Source organism: Atlanticothrix silvestris CENA357, assembly GCF_016056295.1.
GTDB lineage: Bacteria > Cyanobacteriota > Cyanobacteriia > Cyanobacteriales > Nostocaceae > Atlanticothrix > Atlanticothrix silvestris.
This window is the reverse complement of the sequence record NZ_JAECZB010000002.1, coordinates 1-20,749: the sequence shown is the minus strand read 5'-3', so window position 1 is coordinate 20,749 and position 20,749 is coordinate 1. Positions and strand designations below refer to the sequence as shown.

The window sequence follows — 20,749 nt, the reverse complement described above, 5'->3', positions numbered from 1 at the left end:
ACATTTCACCGAGGTTGAAATCGAACCCGTAGCCCATCTTTGGGGTGATTTATGGGAAGCCGTACTGTATCTAAACTTTGATTGGGCAAGATTTCCCAATGATAGCTGCGTAGAAGATGGGCAGCAACAATTTTCATTTCCATTTTGGCAAAGGCTATGCCAATACAGACGCGTGGGCCACCGCCAAAACCAATTAAGCTAAAAGGATACTGTTTATGTTCTTGGCGTTGAGGACTAAAACGGTCTGGGTCAAAACGTTCTGGTTCAGGGTAAATTTCTTCAAGGCGGTGAGTTACTACTATGGAATACAGGACTTGCCAGCCAGCGGGAATATGAAAACCATTAAATTCAAACTCTTTCACAACGCCACGAAAACTTCCGCCAACTGGTGGGTGAAGTCTTTCAACTTCCCATAAAACTTGCTCTAAATAAGGCATTTGCCCCAATTGTACTAAATCCAAAACACCTTTATTTGCAAGTTGTAGTTGTTCTTCCCTAGCTCGATGTAATATTTATGGATGGCGAGCTAATTCTACACACAACCAAGTCAGCATTGAAGTTGTAGTTTCATGTCCTGCAAAGAGTAATAGCACTGCTTGGGCGACAAGCTCCTTTTCACTTAAGCTATTACCATCTTCATCTTTAGCTTGCACTAACAAACTAATAGCATCTTTGGTTGGATGTTGCTGACGTTCCCTGACAACTTTGGTAACATGTTCTAAAATTTGATTGCGAGCTGCCACAGCTTTACCAAATTTAGTAAATGGTAAAGGAAGTGAGTTTATGGCAAAAAAACCATTTGTCAGTTCTTTAAATAATTGACTAAAACGATTATTTTCAGAATCAGGATTAGTGCCTAAGAATAAGTGACTAGCAATATCAAAGGTTAATTGTTTAAATTCTTCAAACCAGGTAAATTGCTGTTTCTGCTCCCACTTTTTCAGATAACTGTGTGTAATATCTTCCATTGTAGCTACATAATTTGCCAATGCTGGCCCATGTAAGGCTGGCATCATTAGTCGGCGATTTTTGCGGTGTTCCTCTCCATCTTGCAAAAAAAGTGATTCACCCAACAAAGTCTTGAAATTTTTGGGCCATCCCTCGCGCCAAGAAAAATTCTCCATTTGGCTAGAAAGAATGAACTCAACTGCCTCTGGCCCTACCATCACTACAGTTGGTCTACCAAAAATATTACTTTTAAATATAGACCCATATTTACGATAGCGATCGTTGACAAAGTTATAAGGGTCGAGAACAAAAGAAAATGTCTCACCTATTACAGGTAGACCAAAGTTTCCAGGAGGTAGTTGATAACTTTTCATGCGTCAAACTATTTTCTGAAAATAATAGAAGTTGGGAAATGTAAGGATTAATTTAAAACTAACAATCCCACGGCTACGCTAACGCAGTTATCCGTGGGATTGTCAAAGATTCAACAATACTTGTATGAAAGCTATGCAACCACAGTAATATTGGTACTAGCGATCGCAGCTTGATTAGATAACTGAGCTATCTGAACTTTTGCAAGATTGCCAACTCCATCTTCATCAAAGAACAGACTACCTGTAGTTTGGTCGTAGATCAAGCGATCGCTTCCTATCATCGCACTGCTACCAAGACGGAATAGACCAGGATCAAGTGTACCCAAGACTTGGCTAAGTTTAAACTCTGACTTAGAGATCAAGATTGTATCTTGCCCAACCTTAAAGTCAGTAATCGTATCAAAATCTCCAATACAAGTATCACTCAGAATGAAGCGATCGCTGCCGTTACCGCCAGTCAATAAATCGCGTCCCTTACCACCAATTAGCAGATCATCAGCATTACCACCGATTAAAGTATCATTGCCGTCACCACCATACAAGGTGTCGTTTGCGTTACCGCCATCAAGGTAGTCATTGCCATCACCACCATACAAGATATCGCCATCGTTACCACCGAGTAAGGTATCGTTGCCTCTGTCACCGTAGAGAGTATCGTTACTATTTCCTCCCTCCAACAGGTCATTGCCATCGCCACCATACAAGATATCGTTACTGTTACCACCCCTCAAGGTATCATTACCACCCAGACCCCGGATAATATCATTGCCCGTAGTACCGATGAGGTTATCGTCACCAGAAGTGCCAACAATCCCACCGCCGACAGCTTTGATAGTCACAGCAACGGATGCGGTGGCAGTACCACCCTTACCATCGTTGATAGTGTAAGTAAAACTATCATTACCGACGTAGCCGAGATCCGGGGTGTAAATAATAAAGTCATCAGCAAAGTTGCTCGGCGTATCATTGTCATCAAGAACGGCAATACCGTTAGCGGAAGTAGATACCAGACTTACTTGCAGAGGATCACTATTGAAATCACTGTCATTAGCCAAGATATTAACGTTGATGGCAGTATTTTCATCAGTAATAGCGATGTCGTTGATGGCTACAGGGGCAGTATTCAGGTTCAGCCCCACAACCACTGGGTCATGGTCTGAGGAACGGAAAGCATCAGGATTGTATAAGCTGTTGATCTGTGTTGCTGATTTGAAGTTGGTGTTGTAGTCAAGGACGTTGGGTTCATCAGCATTAATATGCCACTTAGCAGCGCCAGATACTTGTGATGTTAAAGAACCATTGGCTAAAGCATGGTCTAAGGAACCCCACTGACCATCGAAAACGTAGGAGTAAGAGGTATTTGGTACTAAGTTGTTATATCCTACATTTTCCAAAGCCTTGATTGGATCTTCTTGAGCGTAAGCGTTGAGGTCGCCCAGAATTAGGTAATCTGCGTCAGTATTTCCTGTGGGATTTGTCGCTAACCATGCTGCCAAATCTTCAGCAGCACGAGTCCGCGTACCATTAGATAAACCTTGACCGTCGCCAGCATCAGCATCACCAGGATTCCCAGAACTTGAACCTTTTGATTTGAAGTGATTAATTACGGCTGTGAATTGTTCACCAGTCGAGTTTTGGAGGAAAGTTTGAGCTAAAGGTTTACGGTTATTGTTATCAAATGCACTTTGACCAAAGCCATCAGGAACTGTAACTGCTGCACCTACTGAGGTAACATTACCGGGTTTGTAAATAAAACCAACAGCGATCGCATCCGTACCTAACTGAGGAAGTCCTGGATTAATAAAGGCATAAGTACCAGCACCCGCAACAGCATTCAAGCCGTTGACTAAATCTTGAATGGCACTATTAGCACCGTAACCATCATTCTCGATTTCAATCAGACCTACAACATCGGCATTTAATCCTAAGATGGCAGCAATTGTTTTGTCGCGCTGACGGTTGAACTCAGTTAAATTTTCTGCACCCCGTTGTTCAGGACTGGTGAAGCCGCCACCAGTACCGTTACCGTTGAAGTAGTTAAGAACGTTAAAGCTGGCAACTTTGAGGGTACCGCCAACATCGGGTGTTGCTTCTGGACGGGGATTAGCTGGGGTAAAGTCTACACCAGTAGAGGTTTGAACGCGATAACCTTCAAAACGTTGGTCTAAAACACCAGTAATGTTAGCAACGGTATCGCCGCCGCGTAGGGTGTTAGTAGCACTTAAAGGTTCACCACCACGACCAAAGATAATTGGCTCAGGGTTTTGCGTGGCTCTACCGTCATCGAGGATAATCCGTCGTGTGGTAATTTCATCTAAATAAGCAGAGTAGCCAGCAACACTGGGGTCATTGAATTGAGTATATTGTTCTAGTCTCGCGTCTGTACCAAGTTGGTTGCTAGCATCAGTTGCTGAAAGTACAACTTGCCCAAAACGACCGAGTTGGAAATGTTCAGTAACAGTTAAATCGCCACTGGCGGCGCTGACGTTTACCAGCATCCCTTCATAGCGTTCTAACTCTGCAACGCTAGTTACAGGAAACTGAATGTTAGTGGCTGTGGGTAGAACTTCTGCACCCAAGTTGATGACGCTGCTGACTTGAGATAATTGGGTGAGGCTGCTAGTACCGCTAGTAAATTCGCTCACAGTTCCAGTTACCCGGACTTGATCACCAACGCTACCAGAGAACTGTCCTGTGGGGTCAAAAACAAAAATACCCTCGGAAGTTGCGGTGTCATTATCGGCATCTGCATCTTCTTCTTGAACAAAGAAACCACTCAGCCCAGAACCACCAGGGAAAGCCGCTACAACAACGCCCTCAATTGTGCGAATACCACCAAAGTTAGGGTTAAAGGCGGCACTACTACCTTGAATTTGGTGAATTTTGGTAATGGTGAGGGGAACATCATTATCAGTAATAGTTGCACTGACTGAACCAATGTTAATTCCGTTGTAGCTGGTATCGCTACTAGTTACTGTGTGAGTAATAACGCTTGTATGTGTGCCTTCTACTATGTCATCATCAACTGCGATCGCTGTCACTGTTTGGGGTGTATTCCAGTTAGCCGGGGTGAAGGTAAGGCTAGTGGCGCTAGTTGTAGTTTGGGAATCGGGGGTGATGGTGACAGTGACATCTGCTGTGGGCTGGGTATTCAGCACGATGGTGTAGGTATCCGTTGCACTGCCTTCGGTGAGGTTAGTGCTACCACCAGACTCAATTAAGGTGACACCAGGTAAGGCAACGGTAGAAACCTGTAAGTTATCAATTCCTAACCCATGATCAGCACCACCATCGTCCACATCACTCCAGCGCAACCAAATTTCTTCACCAGGAGCTAGGGAGAACCCAGTAATATTACCGGAGAGACTAACACGGTTACTGCTGTCGTTACCATTCAAAGCAGCTGCTGGGGTGGTAGCAACGGGGCCTGTGAAGTCTAGGGAATCAACATCAGTCCAAGTGCCAGAATTGACGCTAGTCGCTCCAATTTGGTAGGCAAAGTCTAGTTTTTGTGGTGTTGTATTGCCACCATTACGCCATTGTTCGCCAACATAGCTAATGGAGAGAGATGTTAAGGTAGTGCCAGTGTCGTTATAGAAACGCGCGCCGTATAAAATAGTTGTAGTAGTACCAGAAGCAACTGAACCTAAAGCTCGATCTGAGTTGCTAGCTGCACCAAAACTGTAAAGACTACCAGTGTTACTAGAACCAGTGCCGGCATTGATTGTGGTTCGGTTAGTGTACCAACCTGCAATAGTTTGATTATTTGTCCAAGCTGTGTTAGCAGTACTGAGGCTATTAAAGTCTTGGAAGTATGGGGTGTTGAGAGAAATTGCACCTGCTGGTAAAGCCACGATCGCATCTCCTAAAGTAATGGTTTAACTGCGGAATTTTTGGAAGTTATCTTGAGCTAAGTCTTTGGAAATTGTGCCGTTGTTGTACCAAACGGTATCGCCGTTATCTACCAGCAATTGAATCTGGGCGGAGTTGCTTAGAGACTCTGGCACTTCCACAATCGATTCAAAACTACCGTTAAGGTGAGTTCGACAGACCTCTCCCTCCCGGTCTCCCTCTCCTAAAAGGCGCGGAAAAATAATGGTTTTACTCCCCTCTCCTCGTAGAAGAGGGGCTGGGGGAGAGGTCAGAACAATACTCGTCGAACTCACGTACCGTTGGTTAGTATTCAATGCTGTTAAATCGGAAGCACGCAACACAGGCATATCGGCTGCATTACCATTTGCAAAAGTGTCAAGTAGAATGCACAAAGTGTCGACCTATGTTGAAATAGGGCGTACCGTGCTTAATATTTTTGTGTAAGATGCAGAGATTCAATGCACAGAAATTCTATTCGTGTCAATAAACACTCAAACTTTAATGAACTAAAGTTAATAAGAGACTAAGAATAGGTAAATTTGCTAAGTATTTATAAATACTGACAATGTGATTGTATTGACTAACAATGTGATTGTATTGACTAACAATGCGATTGTATTTACTGATAACGAAAGAAGCAGTCTGTCTCCGCCCAAAAGTAAAGCCGGAAACATTCTGCTTCTATTCCAGAGTTAATGACTAAAACAAGTCCAAATCCGTTACAGCGCCAAGGCTACTAGAAGATACCAACTTGGCATATTTCGCCAACACGCCTTTAGTGTAACGTGGTGCAGGTGGTTGCCAATTGACACGACGACGAGCCAATTCTTCATCAGATACATCTAACTGTAATCGACGAGCTGGTGCATCAATGGTAATACTATCGCCTTCTTGTACAAGAGCGATCGCACCGCCAACTGCCGCTTCGGGAGCAACGTGACCCACTACCATACCGTAAGTACCGCCAGAAAAACGCCCATCAGTAATTAATCCGACAGAATCGCCTAAACCAGCACCGATAATTGCGGAAGTAGGAGCCAACATTTCTCGCATACCAGGGCCACCTTTAGGCCCTTCATAACGAATGACAAGAACATCACCAGCTTTGATTTTACCTGCCAAAATTGCATCTAAACAGGCTTCTTCCGATTCAAACACTCGTGCGGGGCCAGTAATTACTGGCTTTTTCACTCCGGTAATTTTGGCAACAGCACCTTCGGTTGCCAAATTGCCCTTCAGAATGGCTAGATGTCCTTGAGCATACATCGGGTTATTCCAAGGACGAATTACATCTTGGTTAGCAGATGGTTCTGCTGGGATGTCTGCCAAGACTTCTGCAATTGTTTGACCACTAATGGTCAGAGCATCTGCATGTAATAAATCATGCACAAGTAACATTTTCATCACTTGAGGAATGCCACCAGCTTTGTGCAAATCTGTAGCTACATATCGACCACTGGGTTTTAAATCGCACAAAACAGGGACACGAGCGCGGATAGTTTCAAAATCGTCTAAAGTTAGTTCTACACCAGCCGCGCGAGCGATCGCCAAAAAATGCAAGACTGCATTTGTGGAACCACCTACTGCCATAATTACAGAAATGGCATTTTCTATAGATTGGCGCGTAATAATTTGACGGGGTAAGATTTGCTTCTTGATGGCTTTGACTAAGGCAAATGCCGATTTTTCTGTACTGTCGGCTTTTTCCGCATCTTCTGCTGCCATTGTTGAAGAATAAGGTAAACTCATCCCCATAGCTTCAAAAGCCGAAGACATGGTGTTAGCTGTAAACATGCCACCGCAAGAACCAGCACCAGGACAAGCCCGACGTTCGACTTCTAATAGTTCATCGTCATCAATTTTACCAGCGCTGCGTTGACCAACTGCTTCAAAAGAACTAACAACGGTTAAATCTCGTCCGTTGTATTGTCCGGGTTTAATCGTGCCGCCGTAAACAAAGATAGCCGGAATATTCATTCTTGCCATCGCAATCATTGCCCCTGGCATATTCTTATCGCAACCACCAATAGCCAGCACACCATCCATGCTTTGCCCTGTGCAGGCAGTTTCAATTGAGTCTGCAATCACTTCCCGTGACACTAGGGAATATTTCATCCCTTCAGTACCCATTGAAATGCCATCGCTAATAGTAATTGTGCCGAATAGTTGCGGCATCGCCCCAGCGTTTTTTACGCCAATTTCTGCCCTTTGTGCCAGTTGATTGATCCCCATATTGCAGGGAGTAATCGTGCTGTAACCATTGGCAATGCCGACAATGGCTTTATTAAAATCTTCATCTTTAAAACCAACTGCACGCAGCATAGCTCTATTAGGCGATCGCTGCACTCCTTGCGTTACAACTTGGCTTCTCAAATTGTCCGACATCTTTTTTCCTTCCCTGCCATCATCGCAATTGTTGCGATTGTATTACCTAATTTTCTCATGCATAGGCGGCACAATAGAGCTTTAGTCTCAGTTGGTAACAAGTTGGTAATAATTAAGCTTCAATTGCAGAGAGATTGAAAGAGGTGAATTTTATAGATTTTTTTTACCATAAAGCTTTAATGACAAGACTTTAAAGCTTATTAAAAAAGGCGATCGCCACATCAAAAGCTTACCTCAAAAGTTAAATGACAACAATTTAAATACCTTTTGTCAGGGTTTTTATACCAAAATAGTTGGCTATTACCAATTTAACTGGTAAACTTTCATCATTCTATTTGTTTTACCTCTTTTTACGTAATCCTACTGAAAAAGAATAAATTCTGATCATTGGAAAGGCCTTTACCATTCTGATGAGTTGTTTGTTTTCAGGATTGATTAGGCGAATGATGACATCGCAGGTAACATTTTTCTCAAACTTATGAACAGAAGAAGACTTATTGCTTGGATTACTACGGCAGTTGCCAGCATGATGCTGGTAATAGGCTTGCAGTTTATCTATTTATCGCCAGCAAGTTCCGTAACCACACTTAATGTGTATGCGGCTGTAAGCTTGACAAATGCACTCAATGCCATTAAGACTCAGTACCAAAATGCTAACCCAGGTGTCAATATTGTTTATACATTTGGTGCTTCTGGTACTTTACTGAGCCAAATACAAGCAGGAGCCACGGCAGATATTTTCATTTCTGCTGCCAATGACCAAATAGATGTCTTGCAGAATTCAAGCCCAAGTAAATTGGTTGCAGGTACCCGTAAAAACATTGTCAGAAACCGTCTAGTATTGATTACTCCGACGACATCTCCTAGTCCTGGCACTGCTGCTCTCAACAGCATCAATGGTTTGACCAATGCCAATATTAGAGGCATTGCGATAGGCGACTATACAGGTACTCCGCCAGTTGTGCCAGCAGGGGATTATGCCAGACAAGTTCTTACCAAGCGAGGTATTTTTAATAGTGTTAGTTCTAAATTATACCGTACAAGCAATGTGCGTAACGTTTTAACTGCTGTTGAAAACAAAACTCTTGTATCTGGCGGTGTAAGTAGGGCTATTGATGCAGGTTTTGTTTACAGAACCGATGCTCTTATTTCTAACAAAGTAAGAATCGCAGATACTGCTCTGACAACAGACAGCGAGACTATCGTCTATCCACTGGGTATACTCACCAGAACTACAGTTTTATCAACGGCACGGAGTTTTTCTAGTTACTTAAGTAGTAGTACTGCCCAAAATATCTTCAAAAATACTTATGGGTTTATTCTGCCTTAATCACCCAAAGTAAATCAATTAGTCGTTGTCATGAATTTTGAACTATTTGGAGTCATGTCTTGTGAAGTTCACTAAAAAACTCTCAATTATTGTTTGTAGTTTGATCACTGCTTTCTTTCATACTGCTGTGATTACCAATACTTATAAATCAATAGCACAAGCAGAAGGAGAAAGACAAGAACTGATTACGAACGGAAGCTTTGAAAACGACGATCTCGTAGATCCTAATGATCCCACTGCTCCAAATCTTAATATTACAGGTTGGATTAAGTCTGGTGCCCCAATGGATACATCAGGTATTAGAATCAGTAACTTTCCTAACACTGGTAATCAAGGTTTATCACTGAGTGGGTTTTCAGACATTAGCTACGTATCACAGACTATCCCTACAGTTAAGGGTCAAAACTACCAACTTAGTTACTACTTCGCCTCTATAGAGGAACCACCTGATCTGAGGAATAAATTTCAGGTTTTTATTAGTGGAAAGAAGGTTTTTGTCAATCAGAATACTCCTTTTCAACCCTACACGAAATACACCATATCTTTCAAAGCGAAAGGAGAATCCACAGAGATCAAATTTGGTTACATAGCTAAGGATGCGTTTTTATTTTTGGATGATGTGAGTGTCAAATCTACACTTTAATATCAAAGATAAAACTATGCGAATTAAGTCATAGATGATGGGTATGACTAAACCATAGGTATAAGCCCAAACAATATCTGGCTCTATAGTATCGATAATGCGATTGAAATTAATCTAATTAAAAAACTCCATCATGGGTTTATAGAGAGATCGTCTTGAGTAGATGAATCACTATTCATATCAATAGATAACTCTTATAAACCAAAATCAAGTGTCCAATTTTATTGAGACTACTTAGAGCCAGCATAGATGAAACCATCAACTTGTTGTAATTGTCGTGAGTTGGAATTATTTGGAGTCAAGTTTCATGAAGCTAATTAAAAAACTTTCAATTATTGCTTTTAGTTTTACTACTACTTTAGTCAGTACTGCTGTGATTACTGGTATTTATATTCCAGTAGCGCAAGCACAATACGATCCCAACTATGTTTTAAATCCTAAAGAGCTTGTTTTTAACGGAGGATTTGAACTCGATCCTCTTGTAGATCCTAATAATCCCGATACTGCAAATCCTAATGTTACAGGATGGACTAAGATTGGTGATGCGATCAATGCATCAGGAACTAGAATTAGTAATTTTCCTCAAAGTGGTAATCAGGGCTTATCACTTGGTGGATTTGTAGACCTAAGCTACATATCACAGACGCTTTCTACACAACCTGGGCAAAAATACGAACTTAGTTACTATTTAGCATCTATAGCAGAGTCCCCTGATCTTGATAATCAGTTCCAAACATTTGTAGATGGAAATAAGATTTTTGATCAAAACAACATTTCTTTTCAACCATATACGCCATATAAGTTCAATTTCACGGCAGACGCATCATCCACAGAGTTAAAGTTTGGGAATGTTGATAAATACGCATTTTTATACTTGGATAATGTGAGTGTAAAACCTGTGCCTGAGCCATCAACTATTGGAGGAATAGCAGTTGCAGTTTCATTAGGAATTTGGCTAAAGAAAAAGCGGTTGGCTATTAATATCAAGTCAAGTAAATAAGATAACAATTTCACCCACATTTCTCACAGGCATTACCCAAACCTTTATCGGGCGACGCTGCACAAATCACACACTTGCAAAAGAATCTGTGTAGCGACTTTGAAGATAGTCGCTACATACGTTTCGTAGAAAATCGGGGCGTAGCCCGGTAAATCGTTCCGCAATTAGGGACTTCCAGAAAATAAACTATTCCATTAACAATAATGATAATCATTTTAAAGGGGAATGAAGGGGCTGCCGACGGCAGCCCCTTCATTCCCCTTTTGTAGTAATTTGAATAATGATGCTTGTTTTTGAGTGTGGTAACTGGTGGCTATAGTATTAACTGATTCTCTCAAAAAGTTGTTAATTGGAACTGCATCTCAATTAAAAGGTGCAGCAAAACGTAAATTTATGGCACAGACAGTTCAGGGCTTAGGTTTAGGAGGGCAAAGGCTTGCACAATCAGAATTAGGATGGAATCGAGATACTATTAGGAAAGGAATGAGAGAATTAGAAAGTGGTATTACTTGCATAGAAAGAACATGGGCAATACTAGAAAATCATTGGAACGGCAGCATTTTAGATGAGCTAGAAAAAATGATTATCATTCTTGAGAAAACCTGTCTCTTGTTTTTCTTGGAATAATTTATTCTTTGGAAGTCCCAATTATGCAATGCCAAAAATTCAATTTCAAACAGACTTCTACAACAACCATGCAGCTTGGAAAAAGTCACGTTCGCAGAACATGGCATAACGATAAGTTGAGTGAATTAAGGTATTACCTGTAGCGTAATTGTTAACCAAGCTTGCTAATTGCTTCGACAACGGCTGAAAATCTACGCTGCTGTAAGTACGAATCCACTCAGCATACTGATGATTAGGAATGCCATTACTAGCGAGCTATTCTCCTAAAAAAGCATAAAGACTCATACAAGGAGACATAGCCGCAGCTGTTAAACCTACATCCCCACCCCAAGCAGTAGCTAACAAAAAATCAGTATAGCGGCGGGTAGCGCTTCCAGGTTCTACAGATTGCAAATTAACTCCCCACCGTAAAGCATAACTCTCATGCAGCCGCAGTTCTTCTAAAACTCCCGCAGCTAGGTGATGAAATGTGGTGAAACCTAACCAGTCTGGTGCTTTAGCTGCGGCGATGCTATAAGCACGGGCAAAAGCTTCTAAGAAAAAAGCATCTTGCCCGACGTAATAGGCGAACTTCGCTTGCTCAAGTGTACCGTTAGCAATGCCTTGAACAAAAGGATGTTCTAGACAAGCTTGAGCTAAATCTTGATTTGCTGCCCACAATTCGCTGGATAAAGTCATTAAGTTAGTTGTCAGTTGTCAGTTGTCAGTTGTCATTCAGCTTTTAAAAAGGCATAAATTGTAGCAACACTGAGCCAAGACTGCCTACAAAGTCGAAGAAACTAGGTTTACCAGTACTCACTTTATCGCTATAAGGTGTTTGCAATTCTTTCATAAAAGCCTGTGCTGTTTGAATGCCAGGGTCGTTGCTTTGGGATGTGAACAGTTTTTCAGCAATTTGAGCATCTTGAAATGCACCTTGGCGATCAAATATCTGATACCTAGCTACACCACGAGCTAAATAAGCACCAGCATATTCGGGTTTAGCTGTGATCGCTTGATTAAAATAATTAATCGCCTGTTGTTGGTTGCCTTTTTGCGCCTCTGCTACGCCCCAAGCATAAAACTCATCTGGTGTAGCAATTTGCAATGGTATACCCACTGCACCTTGAAAGTTAGCACCACTTAGATAAGCACTAGTAAATTCTGCATTTGTGAGATAAGTATTTCTTAAATCAGCACCTGCTAGATTTGCTCCACTGAGTTTAGCTTCGCTCAGGTTAACGCCAAATAAACCAGCACCACTCAAATTAGCGCCCCGCAAATCAGCACTGCTTAAATTGGCACGGCTGAGGTTAGCACCTGTAAGATTAGCACCACTTAAATTAGCTCCAGATAAGTCAGCCATGACTAAACCTGCACCACTGAGGTCACAGTTTTGACATTCTTTCGTTGCTAATAACTGTCTAAGTTGTTCAGAATTCGCTGCTTGGACGGATGTTGTAACGCTGATTGTGGTTAAAAATGCGGCTATTGCTAAAATTTGCCTTTTCATATTCGCTGTCGCAATATTTCTTACTCAATACTCAAACTGGACTAACAGATTTATACTTCAGCCTATGATATGAGTAATTTGAGTAATTTGCCCTCTGTAGTTACCTATAGCAGTTTTATATGGATGGAATACACTACTCTAAACCCCTAACCCCTAGCTCTTAGTTCCTTTTCGCTACGAGAGGAATGTACTGCATACAACTCACAAGCGCTACATATTACTTATAAAGTTGAGTTAGGGCAAAAATTCCTTGGTCAGGCAAGTTGATATTTTTCGTTCTCTGACTTGAAGATGGCCAACTCATCTGTGTAAACAAGCTCAGGCTCAATGTCAAAATAGCCGCCAGCGAAAGTTTTTCCCACATCATAATCACCTCCTCACAACCACCCAGTTCTGTTACCTTAAAGGTATAATTTATTTTCCAGAGAATCTAAGTGATCGCAGAGACTAGCGTCAGTGATTTAGATCCAACACTTTAGTGATGCTTGTCACTATAAAACATCAAAAACCTTGATTAAAGGTAATTAAAAGCCTGTTCCTAGGCGTTTACTACAAAACTGCGCTTTGAGAAGAACTTGACTATGTTCTTAGCCTTGAATACCGTGGGCGACAGGGGCTTCCTAAGCAAACTTGTCCAGGAGGCATGGAAGTAAAAACACTACTACGAGCGCCAATCACAGCATTAGCTCCAATTTCCACTCCTGGCCCCACGAAACAATCTGCTGCTACCCACGCCCCATTACCAATAGTAATACTTGCTGTTTTTAACCCAAAAGCAGGGTCTTGGACATCATGGCTACCAGTACATAAGTAACTTTTTTGGGAGATTACACAATGTTCACCGATGTTAATCTCATCTAGGCTATATAAAACTACATCATCTCCAATCCAACTGTAGTCGCCAATGGTGATTTTCCAAGGGTAAGTGAAGCGGGCGGTAGGTCGAATTAATACACCTTTGCCAATACGAGCGCCAAATAACTGTAGTAGAGAGCAACGCAATATACTTAAAGGCTGAGGAGTCAAGGGAAAAGCGATCGCCTGCACCAACCACCATAACAAAATATACCAACCAGAACGCCCTCGATCAAACCAAGATTGGTCATACTTGCGTAAGTCTACAAAAGGTTTGTCTGTTGTCATTAGTTATTAGTCAGTGGTTAGTTGTTATTCTTCTACTTTCCCTGCTCCCCTGCTCTAACTTACTGTTTGCCCAATTTCCTGAGTTAGAGATGAGGTTACAGACTTAGATGTAGTTGTATTAAGTTGACCGCCACAACTGCGTAATTCATATAATTTGACTCCAATTTGGTATTCATATTGACTCAGCAGGCGTGCATAAATATATCCAGCTTTGCCATCTAAAAAACCACGTTGAATAACGTAAAACAAAACAAATCGCAAAAGTGGTTTAAAGGGCAAACGCACCCATACTTTTTTCAAAAAGCGCTTGCGTTGCACTGCATCACCAAACAAATTTGCACCAATGGTTCCGCTGTCGTCTTTACCTGTTAGTAAATTGAAATACACACGAGCTTCCCAGTTGGAATAACGATTATGCCGTTCTAACCAATGGAAAAGGTCACGAAAATCTTCATGGAGCATATCGTTTTTGAGATACCCGACTTGTCCAGATAAAATAACGTGTTCATGAACTTCATTATCCCCAGTGTTGGGAATATCTTCAGTATTCAGGTTTTCGTAGCGCCCTAGTTTATGCTTAAACAAGCGTAGATTCCAATCTGGATATTTACCACCGTGGCGAATCCATTTTCCTAAGAAAAATACCCGGCGATTGAGGTAATAGCCTGTGTATTGCTCATTTTGAATTGCTTGGGCAATTTCTTCCCACAATTCGGGAGTAATGCGCTCATCACAATCTACAATCAGCACCCATTCATTGCGAAAAGGCAGATTATCTAAAGACCAATTTTTCTTTTTCGGCCAACGCCCATTGAAGTTGAATTGCACGATATTTGCACCGTATTTTTGAGCAATTTCGGCGCTTTTATCAGTACTTTGAGAATCTACAATAAATACTTCATCTGCTCTCTGCACACTAGTGAGACAAGCGGGTAAATTTGCTTCTTCGTTTTTTGCAGGAATAAGTACAGAAACTGGGATTTTAGATAACATATTATTATTGATTATTTCTTATTTGATGTAAACAACAAACCTTGAATAGCAGCATTTAAATAACCCACTTGACCATAAGCATACACAAGTTTGTCAAAGCGTTCCGCTGGGTCAGAAAAATATTGTAATGCCTTATATAAGCCTCGTAAAAATCGTTCGCCACCCCGCTGCAATTGACCCATACCAGCTTTACCGGCAAGTTGTTCTCGATAGCACTCACTAATTCCTTGCCACCAGCCTCGATTTAAAAACCAAGAGCGTTTGAGACGCTCTGGAGCTACATTGTGAGCGACTAAAGCTTCAGGTAGATAAGCAACTTGCCAACCCCGCTGGAGGGCAAACTCGGTCATTTGCAGTTCTTCATTGGATAACAAGTTTTTTCCCACCCGCCCCAAATGAGGATCAAAACCACCAATTTCTTCTAGAAAACTGCGGCGTATAGAATAATTTAAACCTCTGGGAGTTAAACCTGGTTGTTCGATATATGTCATGCTGTCTCCCAAGTCGTATGCACCCAAATTGGCAGCTAGTCCAGGAGATAACCATCGCGGTTGTTGAATACCTTGGGGCCACAAAAGGGTGACTTTGCCACCTGCGATCGCTAGTTTAGAGTTATTTTGATAAGCAGAATCCAAAACTTGCAACCAGTGAGTACTAGCTACTGCATCATCATCTAAATAAGCGAGAATTTCAGCCTTAGCAACTTTAGCGCCAGTGTTACGAGCTACAGATAAGCCGATAGTAGGTTCATAGACATACTTTAGCCGAGAATTGCCCGCCCTTTGTTCTACAACTTCGCGGGTGCGATCGCTAGATCCATTATCCACTACCACAATTTCAAAGCTAGCTGCAAAATCTTGCGCCAAAAGGCTATCAATTGCAGCGCCTAAATAGGTATCTCGATTGTGAGTACAGATAATGGCAGAGATTTGGGTGTCTGGCATAGGATGGGTTGTAAATTTGATTACGCTACACGAGTCAGTTGTCAGTGGTCAGTTGTCAGTTGTCAGTGGTCAGTGGTCAGTTATCGCCATCTCTTTCCCATCTTCCCGTGCTTCCCACACTCCTCATGTTCCCTTTCCCCTTGTGCGTGGTCTTAAAACATCTTGTTGAAAAGTTCTCTGGGGGACTATCCCCCAACAGATTTTTCGCTTTACTACTGACTACTAACCACTGACAACTGACTATTTATTAATGGCAACATCCAATAATCGCCTACTGCCTGCTAATCTATACCAAAATTTTGCAACCCACCAACCGCGTTTTTTCGGAAATACCCATGAAAACTTCAAATTTGTTGGATATGACTGTGTAAAACCACTAAAGTTTCAGCCAGTTGACCTAGGTGAGCTTCTAAGTGTTGTTTGCGACCCAAAAGTTGACGTAATTTTTGGTGACGGGCAATTGCCATACTCACAGTAGGTAATTGCTCTGGTGGACAGGGACGCGACCAGACTTTACCAGAAGTATCCAAACCGCAGAGGCGATAACCAGTCCGAGAAGATTGATAAGATACCTTACCGCTAGTAGTGCAAATTTCTTCTACATAGTCCATGAGGCGGTCAACTTCTGCATGGCGCAGTGTTGCTGTTCCTCCCTGTTCTGGTTCTTGGGGATTGGACTCTAACCAACCATTGACAATTGGGCCTTCTAAATAAATATCTTGTATTTGCTGCAAGATTGTTTGTAATTCTGTTTGCCACCCAGCCACATGTTCTTGAATTTCTTGCAAGATATTCATTGCTAACGCTGGATTAGCTCCGTGGCGATGGCTACTAAAGGTAGGATTTTTGAACTTTGGTAGGCTGGGTGTTTTGTTACCGCTATCTTGTGCAGGAAATGTTTGTACGGAGCTATGCTGGGGAAATAAATTTTGCTCAGGAGCATATTCACTTGGGGAATTTGTCTCTAGATCTAATGTCTTGATTTCCTTGTCAGCTGAATTATCTATATCTGTTGCACTTTCACTAGTTGCCACACTAATTCTAAAAGAGAAAGGCCGCTTAGTGGTATCGCCAGTTTCGGTGGTTTCTGTACTGCGATTCCCTAAATCGTGTAGAGTTGCTTCAATGCGTTTTATACCTGATTTCATAAAAATAACCTGAATTTGCTGTCCCCAATAGTGTGGAATAATTCCTTATGGGGTTGTTGGGATTTTAGCTTTTGCCAATTTTGGCATAAACAATGCTGGTGCTAATTTTATCTCTTAAAAGTTATTTACGCCCAACTATCTCATGACTGAAATAAAAAATTATGTCTAGTTTTACAACTTCAATTTCAAGATACTAATACTTGAAGTTGCATTCGGTTGTAGTAGAAAGTAATCAGGAGACAGAAAACAACTGTGGGTAAAGTTATCTTAGTCACAGGTCCAGCGAGATCAGGTAAAAGTGAATGGGCAGAAATCTTGGCAATGCAATCAGGAAAAACTGTTGTTTACGTAGCAACAGCTACTGAAAACCCAGCGGATGAAGAGTGGCATCAACGTATTCATAAACATCAACAACGCCGTCCCCAAGATTGGGTAACACTTTCTGTGCCAATGGAACTTTCTGCTACTCTTGCTGATGCCAAGCCAAATACCTGTCTTTTAGTTGATTCTTTGGGAACTTGGGTCGCTAATCTTTTGGAACAAGATGAGGTGGACTGGGAAAATACGCTGTCAGAATTTTTAGAAACAGTACAATTAGTTGCTGCTGATATGCTATTTGTAGCGGAGGAAACAGGCTGGGGCGTAGTACCAGCTTATCCTCTAGGTAGGAGATTCCGCGATCGCTTGGGTTCTTTGGTACGTCAGTTAGGCACAATTTGCGAGGTTGTCTATTTAGTTACAGGTGGACATGTTCTCAATCTCAGCGTTATTGGTTCACCTTTGCCAGCACCAAAGTCTTAATTCAAAATTAAGCATTCAAAACCCAAAAATGCCCATCTAAAATTTAAAATTATGGTATGGCAACTAAACAAGAAGTAAAAAAATATCTTGCCTACTGGTTTCAGCTAGGGAAGAAGGTAGTAACAAATAATGGTAAGGCAAGCTTTTTGCCCCAACCAGTATTCCAAGGTGATCGTTATAGCGATGAATTTGAAACCTGCTGGCAGAAAATTCTTTTGCCTGAATCTGGTGACTGTTACCTAGAAGGTACTCATGAAACCATTGCTGAGTTATTAATGCCGACATGGGAACTAGCGCCTTGCAGTCGTTGCAGTATGCCAGTAGCTATGCGAAACGTGGGTATGCCGGCTTTATTGTGTCCTTGCAATGATTTACCCAATTGGCCTAATACCGAACTGCCAGCACCCAGAAATCCAGTTAGTACCAAAGAACAACTATCAGCAATTCGCGATCGCCTTGCGAATGCCCAATCACCTACAAACAACTGAGATTTAAGAATAGTGAATATAAATATAGCAGGGTAGCTGTGCTACCGTGCTTTGTGTTGCTTAGACAACTCGCGGTTAAACCAACGTGAGTTCGATGAACCTCTCACTCACTCCCTCCCTTTCCGTTTCGGAGAGGGAGGAGCCAACGAAAAATTCAGCTTTTTGCTCCCTTCTCCTTGTCGGAGAGGGGTTGGGGGAGAGGTCAAATAAGACTTGTCGAACTCACGTTAAACCAAATTCAAATCAGGATACTCCGCCAAGACATCATCAGATGTCAGGGTATCGCCTTCAGCTTGAGGAGTCCAAAGAACTTCTATTGCTAGAAGTTGCTCGCTGGGCATACCACCAATTTGCCGCAAGGCTTGACGTAAGTCATCAGCACTATTGATTGTTGGTATTTCAAACTTGCCTAGGGTTGCTGCTAAGAGGGTGACAATAATGTACTCTCCAGGGCCTTCAGCAATTAAACGAGTTGGATTGTCGAGTTCACCAGCAGCGGGTAAAGCATCTTTTCTCTGAGCTTCTTTCAGCTGGTTGTTGACGTTAGAAAGAGTTTCTTCGCTAAATTTGCTGCGTTCTGCTAGTGACAGACGGTTAAACTGAGATTCAGCTGAATTTAACTTTGCTTGTTGTGTACCACCACCTGCATATACCCAGTATTCTGGATGGCGCAGCAAAGCTAGGCTAACTTCTTGCAAAACTTCTGCTCTGCCTTGGGGAGAATTGGTATCGGCAACTTCGGCAATTTGATTGAGTTCAGTTTGCAGATCACGAGCTTGAGCTAACAAACCAACTTGCAAACGAGTTACAGAAACAGAAGGGTTGCTGCTGTAAGCTACTTCTTCTTCACCACCACCGACACGGCGGAAAGTTTGCAGTAAAAAATTAGCGATCGCTAAGAAAATTAAGATACTGAATAGACCACCAAAGCCTCCTCCAATACCCCAGAAGGGAATTAAAAAAGGAAAGCCAAAACCACCACCACCAGGATAGTATCCCCCACCACCAGGATAGTATCCCCCTCCGCCAGGAGGCGCATAGGTACGGCTAGAAGGCGCTCTAAATGATCCGCCGCCAATTCTACCACCACTACCACGGGCAGCTAAGGCTCCATCGGCATGACTCAACGCTAAGCCTAAAATTAGACTTAGCACAAAGAAAGTTTTTAACAGCGGTTTGATTGTTTGTTGTAGTTTTTTACGCATAGCACAGTCGCTTGAAAAATGGTATTGCTAATGGTTGCTTCCCATGCTGGCAAGGATGTTTCGGGGTGTGAGTTGTACTAGCCCGCAACAAGTCAGCGAGTTTTTGATTGGTTGTAGCTTTTTGTAACATTCATCTTTGACGGCTACATATCCAATTTACCGCGTCTGATCTTGGTTGGACAGCAAGCGCAGGGGGGATTTCTGTAGTAGATAACCGTACCTTAGAAGGTATTCCCTATCGTGAGAACTTTGGAATTAATTAATTATTTATGTCTGAAGATACTTATTCAACTACCTAATTGCACAAATTTTGGAGTATTATTTTGAGACTTGATTTTTGAGTAATCAAAGACATTTACAATTACTGGTTATATTTTTGACTAACATTTACTGCGATCGCCATGATCTATAACTTAGTATTTAGAGATATTTTTAGTTATGATTATCTGTAGAAGGTAGTATTAGCTCCAAACTTGTGCATCCACCAATTTATCTTCTTGAATAAATTTATAGTGTAGAGTGAACAGCACGTTTAACAATGTAAATTAGTAATTTAAACTACAAAATTATAAATATTTAGCTAATTAATAATCAATAGTGAATAACCCCAAGCATTTCTGTTAATAAGTACTTTTGAAAGTTAGTTACCAAGAGGGGGTAAAGGGTAATACCAATTCGCAATTCGCAATTCGCAATTCGCAATTAAAGAACTTAGATGCAGCAAATTTTTCAGGGTTTACATCTGTATGAGATTTTTAGTGAAATGGTATAAGGGGTAAAGAAATTAAAGTTAAAATTTTTCCCCAGATGGTATAAAGCGCGCGAAGCTCTTTGGGCAGAATCCTCTGTCCGGAAGACTTCGCCTATTTTTAAACATGGGGTTCCCTTTCCCCTTTCCCCCTTCCCCTTTTCCCTTCTTCATCATCCTGATCGAATAATCAGCAATCATTATGATTGTCATAGTACTGTCTTTTCCTGCTCAATACATAACACTCGAATTTGACAAGATAATAATGGATTAAGTACCACAATTACTAGCTTTTTGGCATTTTGGCACAACACGTATACTGATTCAAGATAATCTATTAAAATGAATCTGCTTTTAGTTATTTTTGTAGCAGTTTATTTTTAATTTATTTAAATAAATTTGCCGATCTTTAACTCTTCATCGCTATTTTTATCGGAATATCTTTTTCAAAGATGGCAAATTATGAGTCAAATATACAATTAACAAACACTTCACATAAATAATAAGAATATCTCTATATTGAATGTCATAAAATATTATTTAAAGCTTGCTAATTTATTGGTTCAGAAAAATATGGTTAATATTTTTTTAAAATCTATGTATTACA

The 20,749-nt window shown here is 41.4% G+C and carries 15 protein-coding genes and 3 pseudogenes; 7 read left to right on the top strand and 11 right to left on the bottom strand.

Features of this window, described 5'->3' with window-relative positions:
• Window positions 1–5 precede the first annotated feature (5 nt).
• The 4 genes and pseudogenes from I8751_RS01350 to ilvD form a co-directional block, all read right to left on the bottom strand.
• Window positions 6–1,322, bottom strand: a pseudogene (locus I8751_RS01350) (cytochrome P450).
• Window positions 1,323–1,453: 131 nt separating this feature from the next.
• Window positions 1,454–5,176, bottom strand: a complete 3,723-nt coding sequence (locus I8751_RS29390; protein ID WP_318780275.1) for an ExeM/NucH family extracellular endonuclease — start codon at window positions 5,174–5,176, stop codon at window positions 1,454–1,456.
• 24 nt (window positions 5,177–5,200) lie between these two features.
• Window positions 5,201–5,587, bottom strand: coding sequence for a hypothetical protein (locus tag I8751_RS29385; RefSeq protein ID WP_225893896.1), 387 nt, complete (start codon window positions 5,585–5,587; stop codon window positions 5,201–5,203).
• Window positions 5,588–5,894: 307 nt separating this feature from the next.
• A complete protein-coding gene (ilvD, locus tag I8751_RS01340; RefSeq protein WP_214437375.1) occupies window positions 5,895–7,580 on the bottom strand; it encodes a dihydroxy-acid dehydratase in 1,686 nt (561 codons plus the stop codon).
• 526 nt (window positions 7,581–8,106) lie between these two features.
• On the opposite strand from ilvD, the gene modA reads away from it, so the two are divergent.
• The 4 genes and pseudogenes from modA to I8751_RS01320 all read left to right on the top strand — a co-directional run.
• Window positions 8,107–8,910: a molybdate ABC transporter substrate-binding protein gene (modA, locus tag I8751_RS01335; protein ID WP_225893895.1), complete on the top strand. Its 804-nt coding sequence runs from the start codon at window positions 8,107–8,109 to the stop codon at window positions 8,908–8,910.
• A 61-nt stretch (window positions 8,911–8,971) separates the two neighbouring features.
• On the top strand, window positions 8,972–9,553 hold the full coding sequence (locus I8751_RS01330; RefSeq protein ID WP_214437373.1) for a DUF642 domain-containing protein: 582 nt from the start codon (window positions 8,972–8,974) through the stop codon (window positions 9,551–9,553).
• Window positions 9,554–9,860: 307 nt separating this feature from the next.
• Window positions 9,861–10,553 (top strand): PEP-CTERM sorting domain-containing protein, encoded by a 693-nt coding sequence (locus I8751_RS01325; RefSeq protein WP_214437372.1) that lies wholly within the window; start codon window positions 9,861–9,863, stop codon window positions 10,551–10,553.
• A 315-nt stretch (window positions 10,554–10,868) separates the two neighbouring features.
• Window positions 10,869–11,072, top strand: a pseudogene (locus tag I8751_RS01320) (ISAzo13 family transposase); the annotation flags it as partial.
• 165 nt (window positions 11,073–11,237) lie between these two features.
• Here I8751_RS01320 and I8751_RS01315 read toward each other — a convergent pair.
• The 5 genes and pseudogenes from I8751_RS01315 to I8751_RS01295 all read right to left on the bottom strand — a co-directional run bounded on the left by I8751_RS01315 (window position 11,238) and on the right by I8751_RS01295 (window position 15,752).
• A pseudogene (locus I8751_RS01315) lies at window positions 11,238–11,858 on the bottom strand (TenA family protein).
• Between the two features lie 43 nt (window positions 11,859–11,901).
• Window positions 11,902–12,672 carry a pentapeptide repeat-containing protein gene (locus I8751_RS01310; RefSeq protein ID WP_214437371.1) on the bottom strand — a complete coding sequence of 257 codons (771 nt, stop codon included), beginning with the start codon at window positions 12,670–12,672 and terminating at the stop codon, window positions 11,902–11,904.
• Between the two features lie 579 nt (window positions 12,673–13,251).
• The gene (hpsU, locus tag I8751_RS01305; protein WP_214437370.1) at window positions 13,252–13,815 is read right to left on the bottom strand and encodes a hormogonium polysaccharide biosynthesis acetyltransferase HpsU; all 564 of its coding nucleotides are present in this window, start codon (window positions 13,813–13,815) and stop codon (window positions 13,252–13,254) included.
• Between the two features lie 54 nt (window positions 13,816–13,869).
• A complete protein-coding gene (locus I8751_RS01300; RefSeq protein ID WP_214437369.1) occupies window positions 13,870–14,808 on the bottom strand; it encodes a glycosyltransferase family 2 protein in 939 nt (312 codons plus the stop codon).
• 11 nt (window positions 14,809–14,819) lie between these two features.
• Window positions 14,820–15,752, bottom strand: coding sequence for a glycosyltransferase (locus I8751_RS01295; protein WP_214437368.1), 933 nt, complete (start codon window positions 15,750–15,752; stop codon window positions 14,820–14,822).
• Between I8751_RS01295 and I8751_RS01290 the strand changes: the two genes are divergently transcribed.
• Window positions 15,742–15,921, top strand: coding sequence for a hypothetical protein (locus I8751_RS01290; protein ID WP_214437367.1), 180 nt, complete (start codon window positions 15,742–15,744; stop codon window positions 15,919–15,921). The two genes, I8751_RS01295 and I8751_RS01290, sit on opposite strands and share 11 nt — an antisense overlap.
• Before the next feature lie 175 nt (window positions 15,922–16,096).
• Here I8751_RS01290 and I8751_RS01285 read toward each other — a convergent pair whose 3' ends face one another.
• On the bottom strand, window positions 16,097–16,900 hold the full coding sequence (locus I8751_RS01285; protein ID WP_214437366.1) for a hypothetical protein: 804 nt from the start codon (window positions 16,898–16,900) through the stop codon (window positions 16,097–16,099).
• 252 nt (window positions 16,901–17,152) lie between these two features.
• Here I8751_RS01285 and cobU point away from each other — a divergent pair, with 252 nt between their 5' ends.
• Together cobU and I8751_RS01275 are read left to right on the top strand one after the other, a co-directional pair.
• Window positions 17,153–17,701, top strand: a complete 549-nt coding sequence (gene cobU, locus I8751_RS01280) for a bifunctional adenosylcobinamide kinase/adenosylcobinamide-phosphate guanylyltransferase (RefSeq protein WP_214437365.1) — start codon at window positions 17,153–17,155, stop codon at window positions 17,699–17,701.
• Window positions 17,702–17,757: 56 nt separating this feature from the next.
• The gene (locus I8751_RS01275) at window positions 17,758–18,189 is read left to right on the top strand and encodes a hypothetical protein (RefSeq protein WP_214437364.1); all 432 of its coding nucleotides are present in this window, start codon (window positions 17,758–17,760) and stop codon (window positions 18,187–18,189) included.
• 227 nt (window positions 18,190–18,416) lie between these two features.
• Here the strand turns inward: I8751_RS01275 and I8751_RS01270 are convergent, their stop codons facing one another.
• Window positions 18,417–19,394 carry a DUF1517 domain-containing protein gene (locus I8751_RS01270; protein ID WP_214437363.1) on the bottom strand — a complete coding sequence of 326 codons (978 nt, stop codon included), beginning with the start codon at window positions 19,392–19,394 and terminating at the stop codon, window positions 18,417–18,419.
• Window positions 19,395–20,749 lie beyond the last annotated feature (1,355 nt).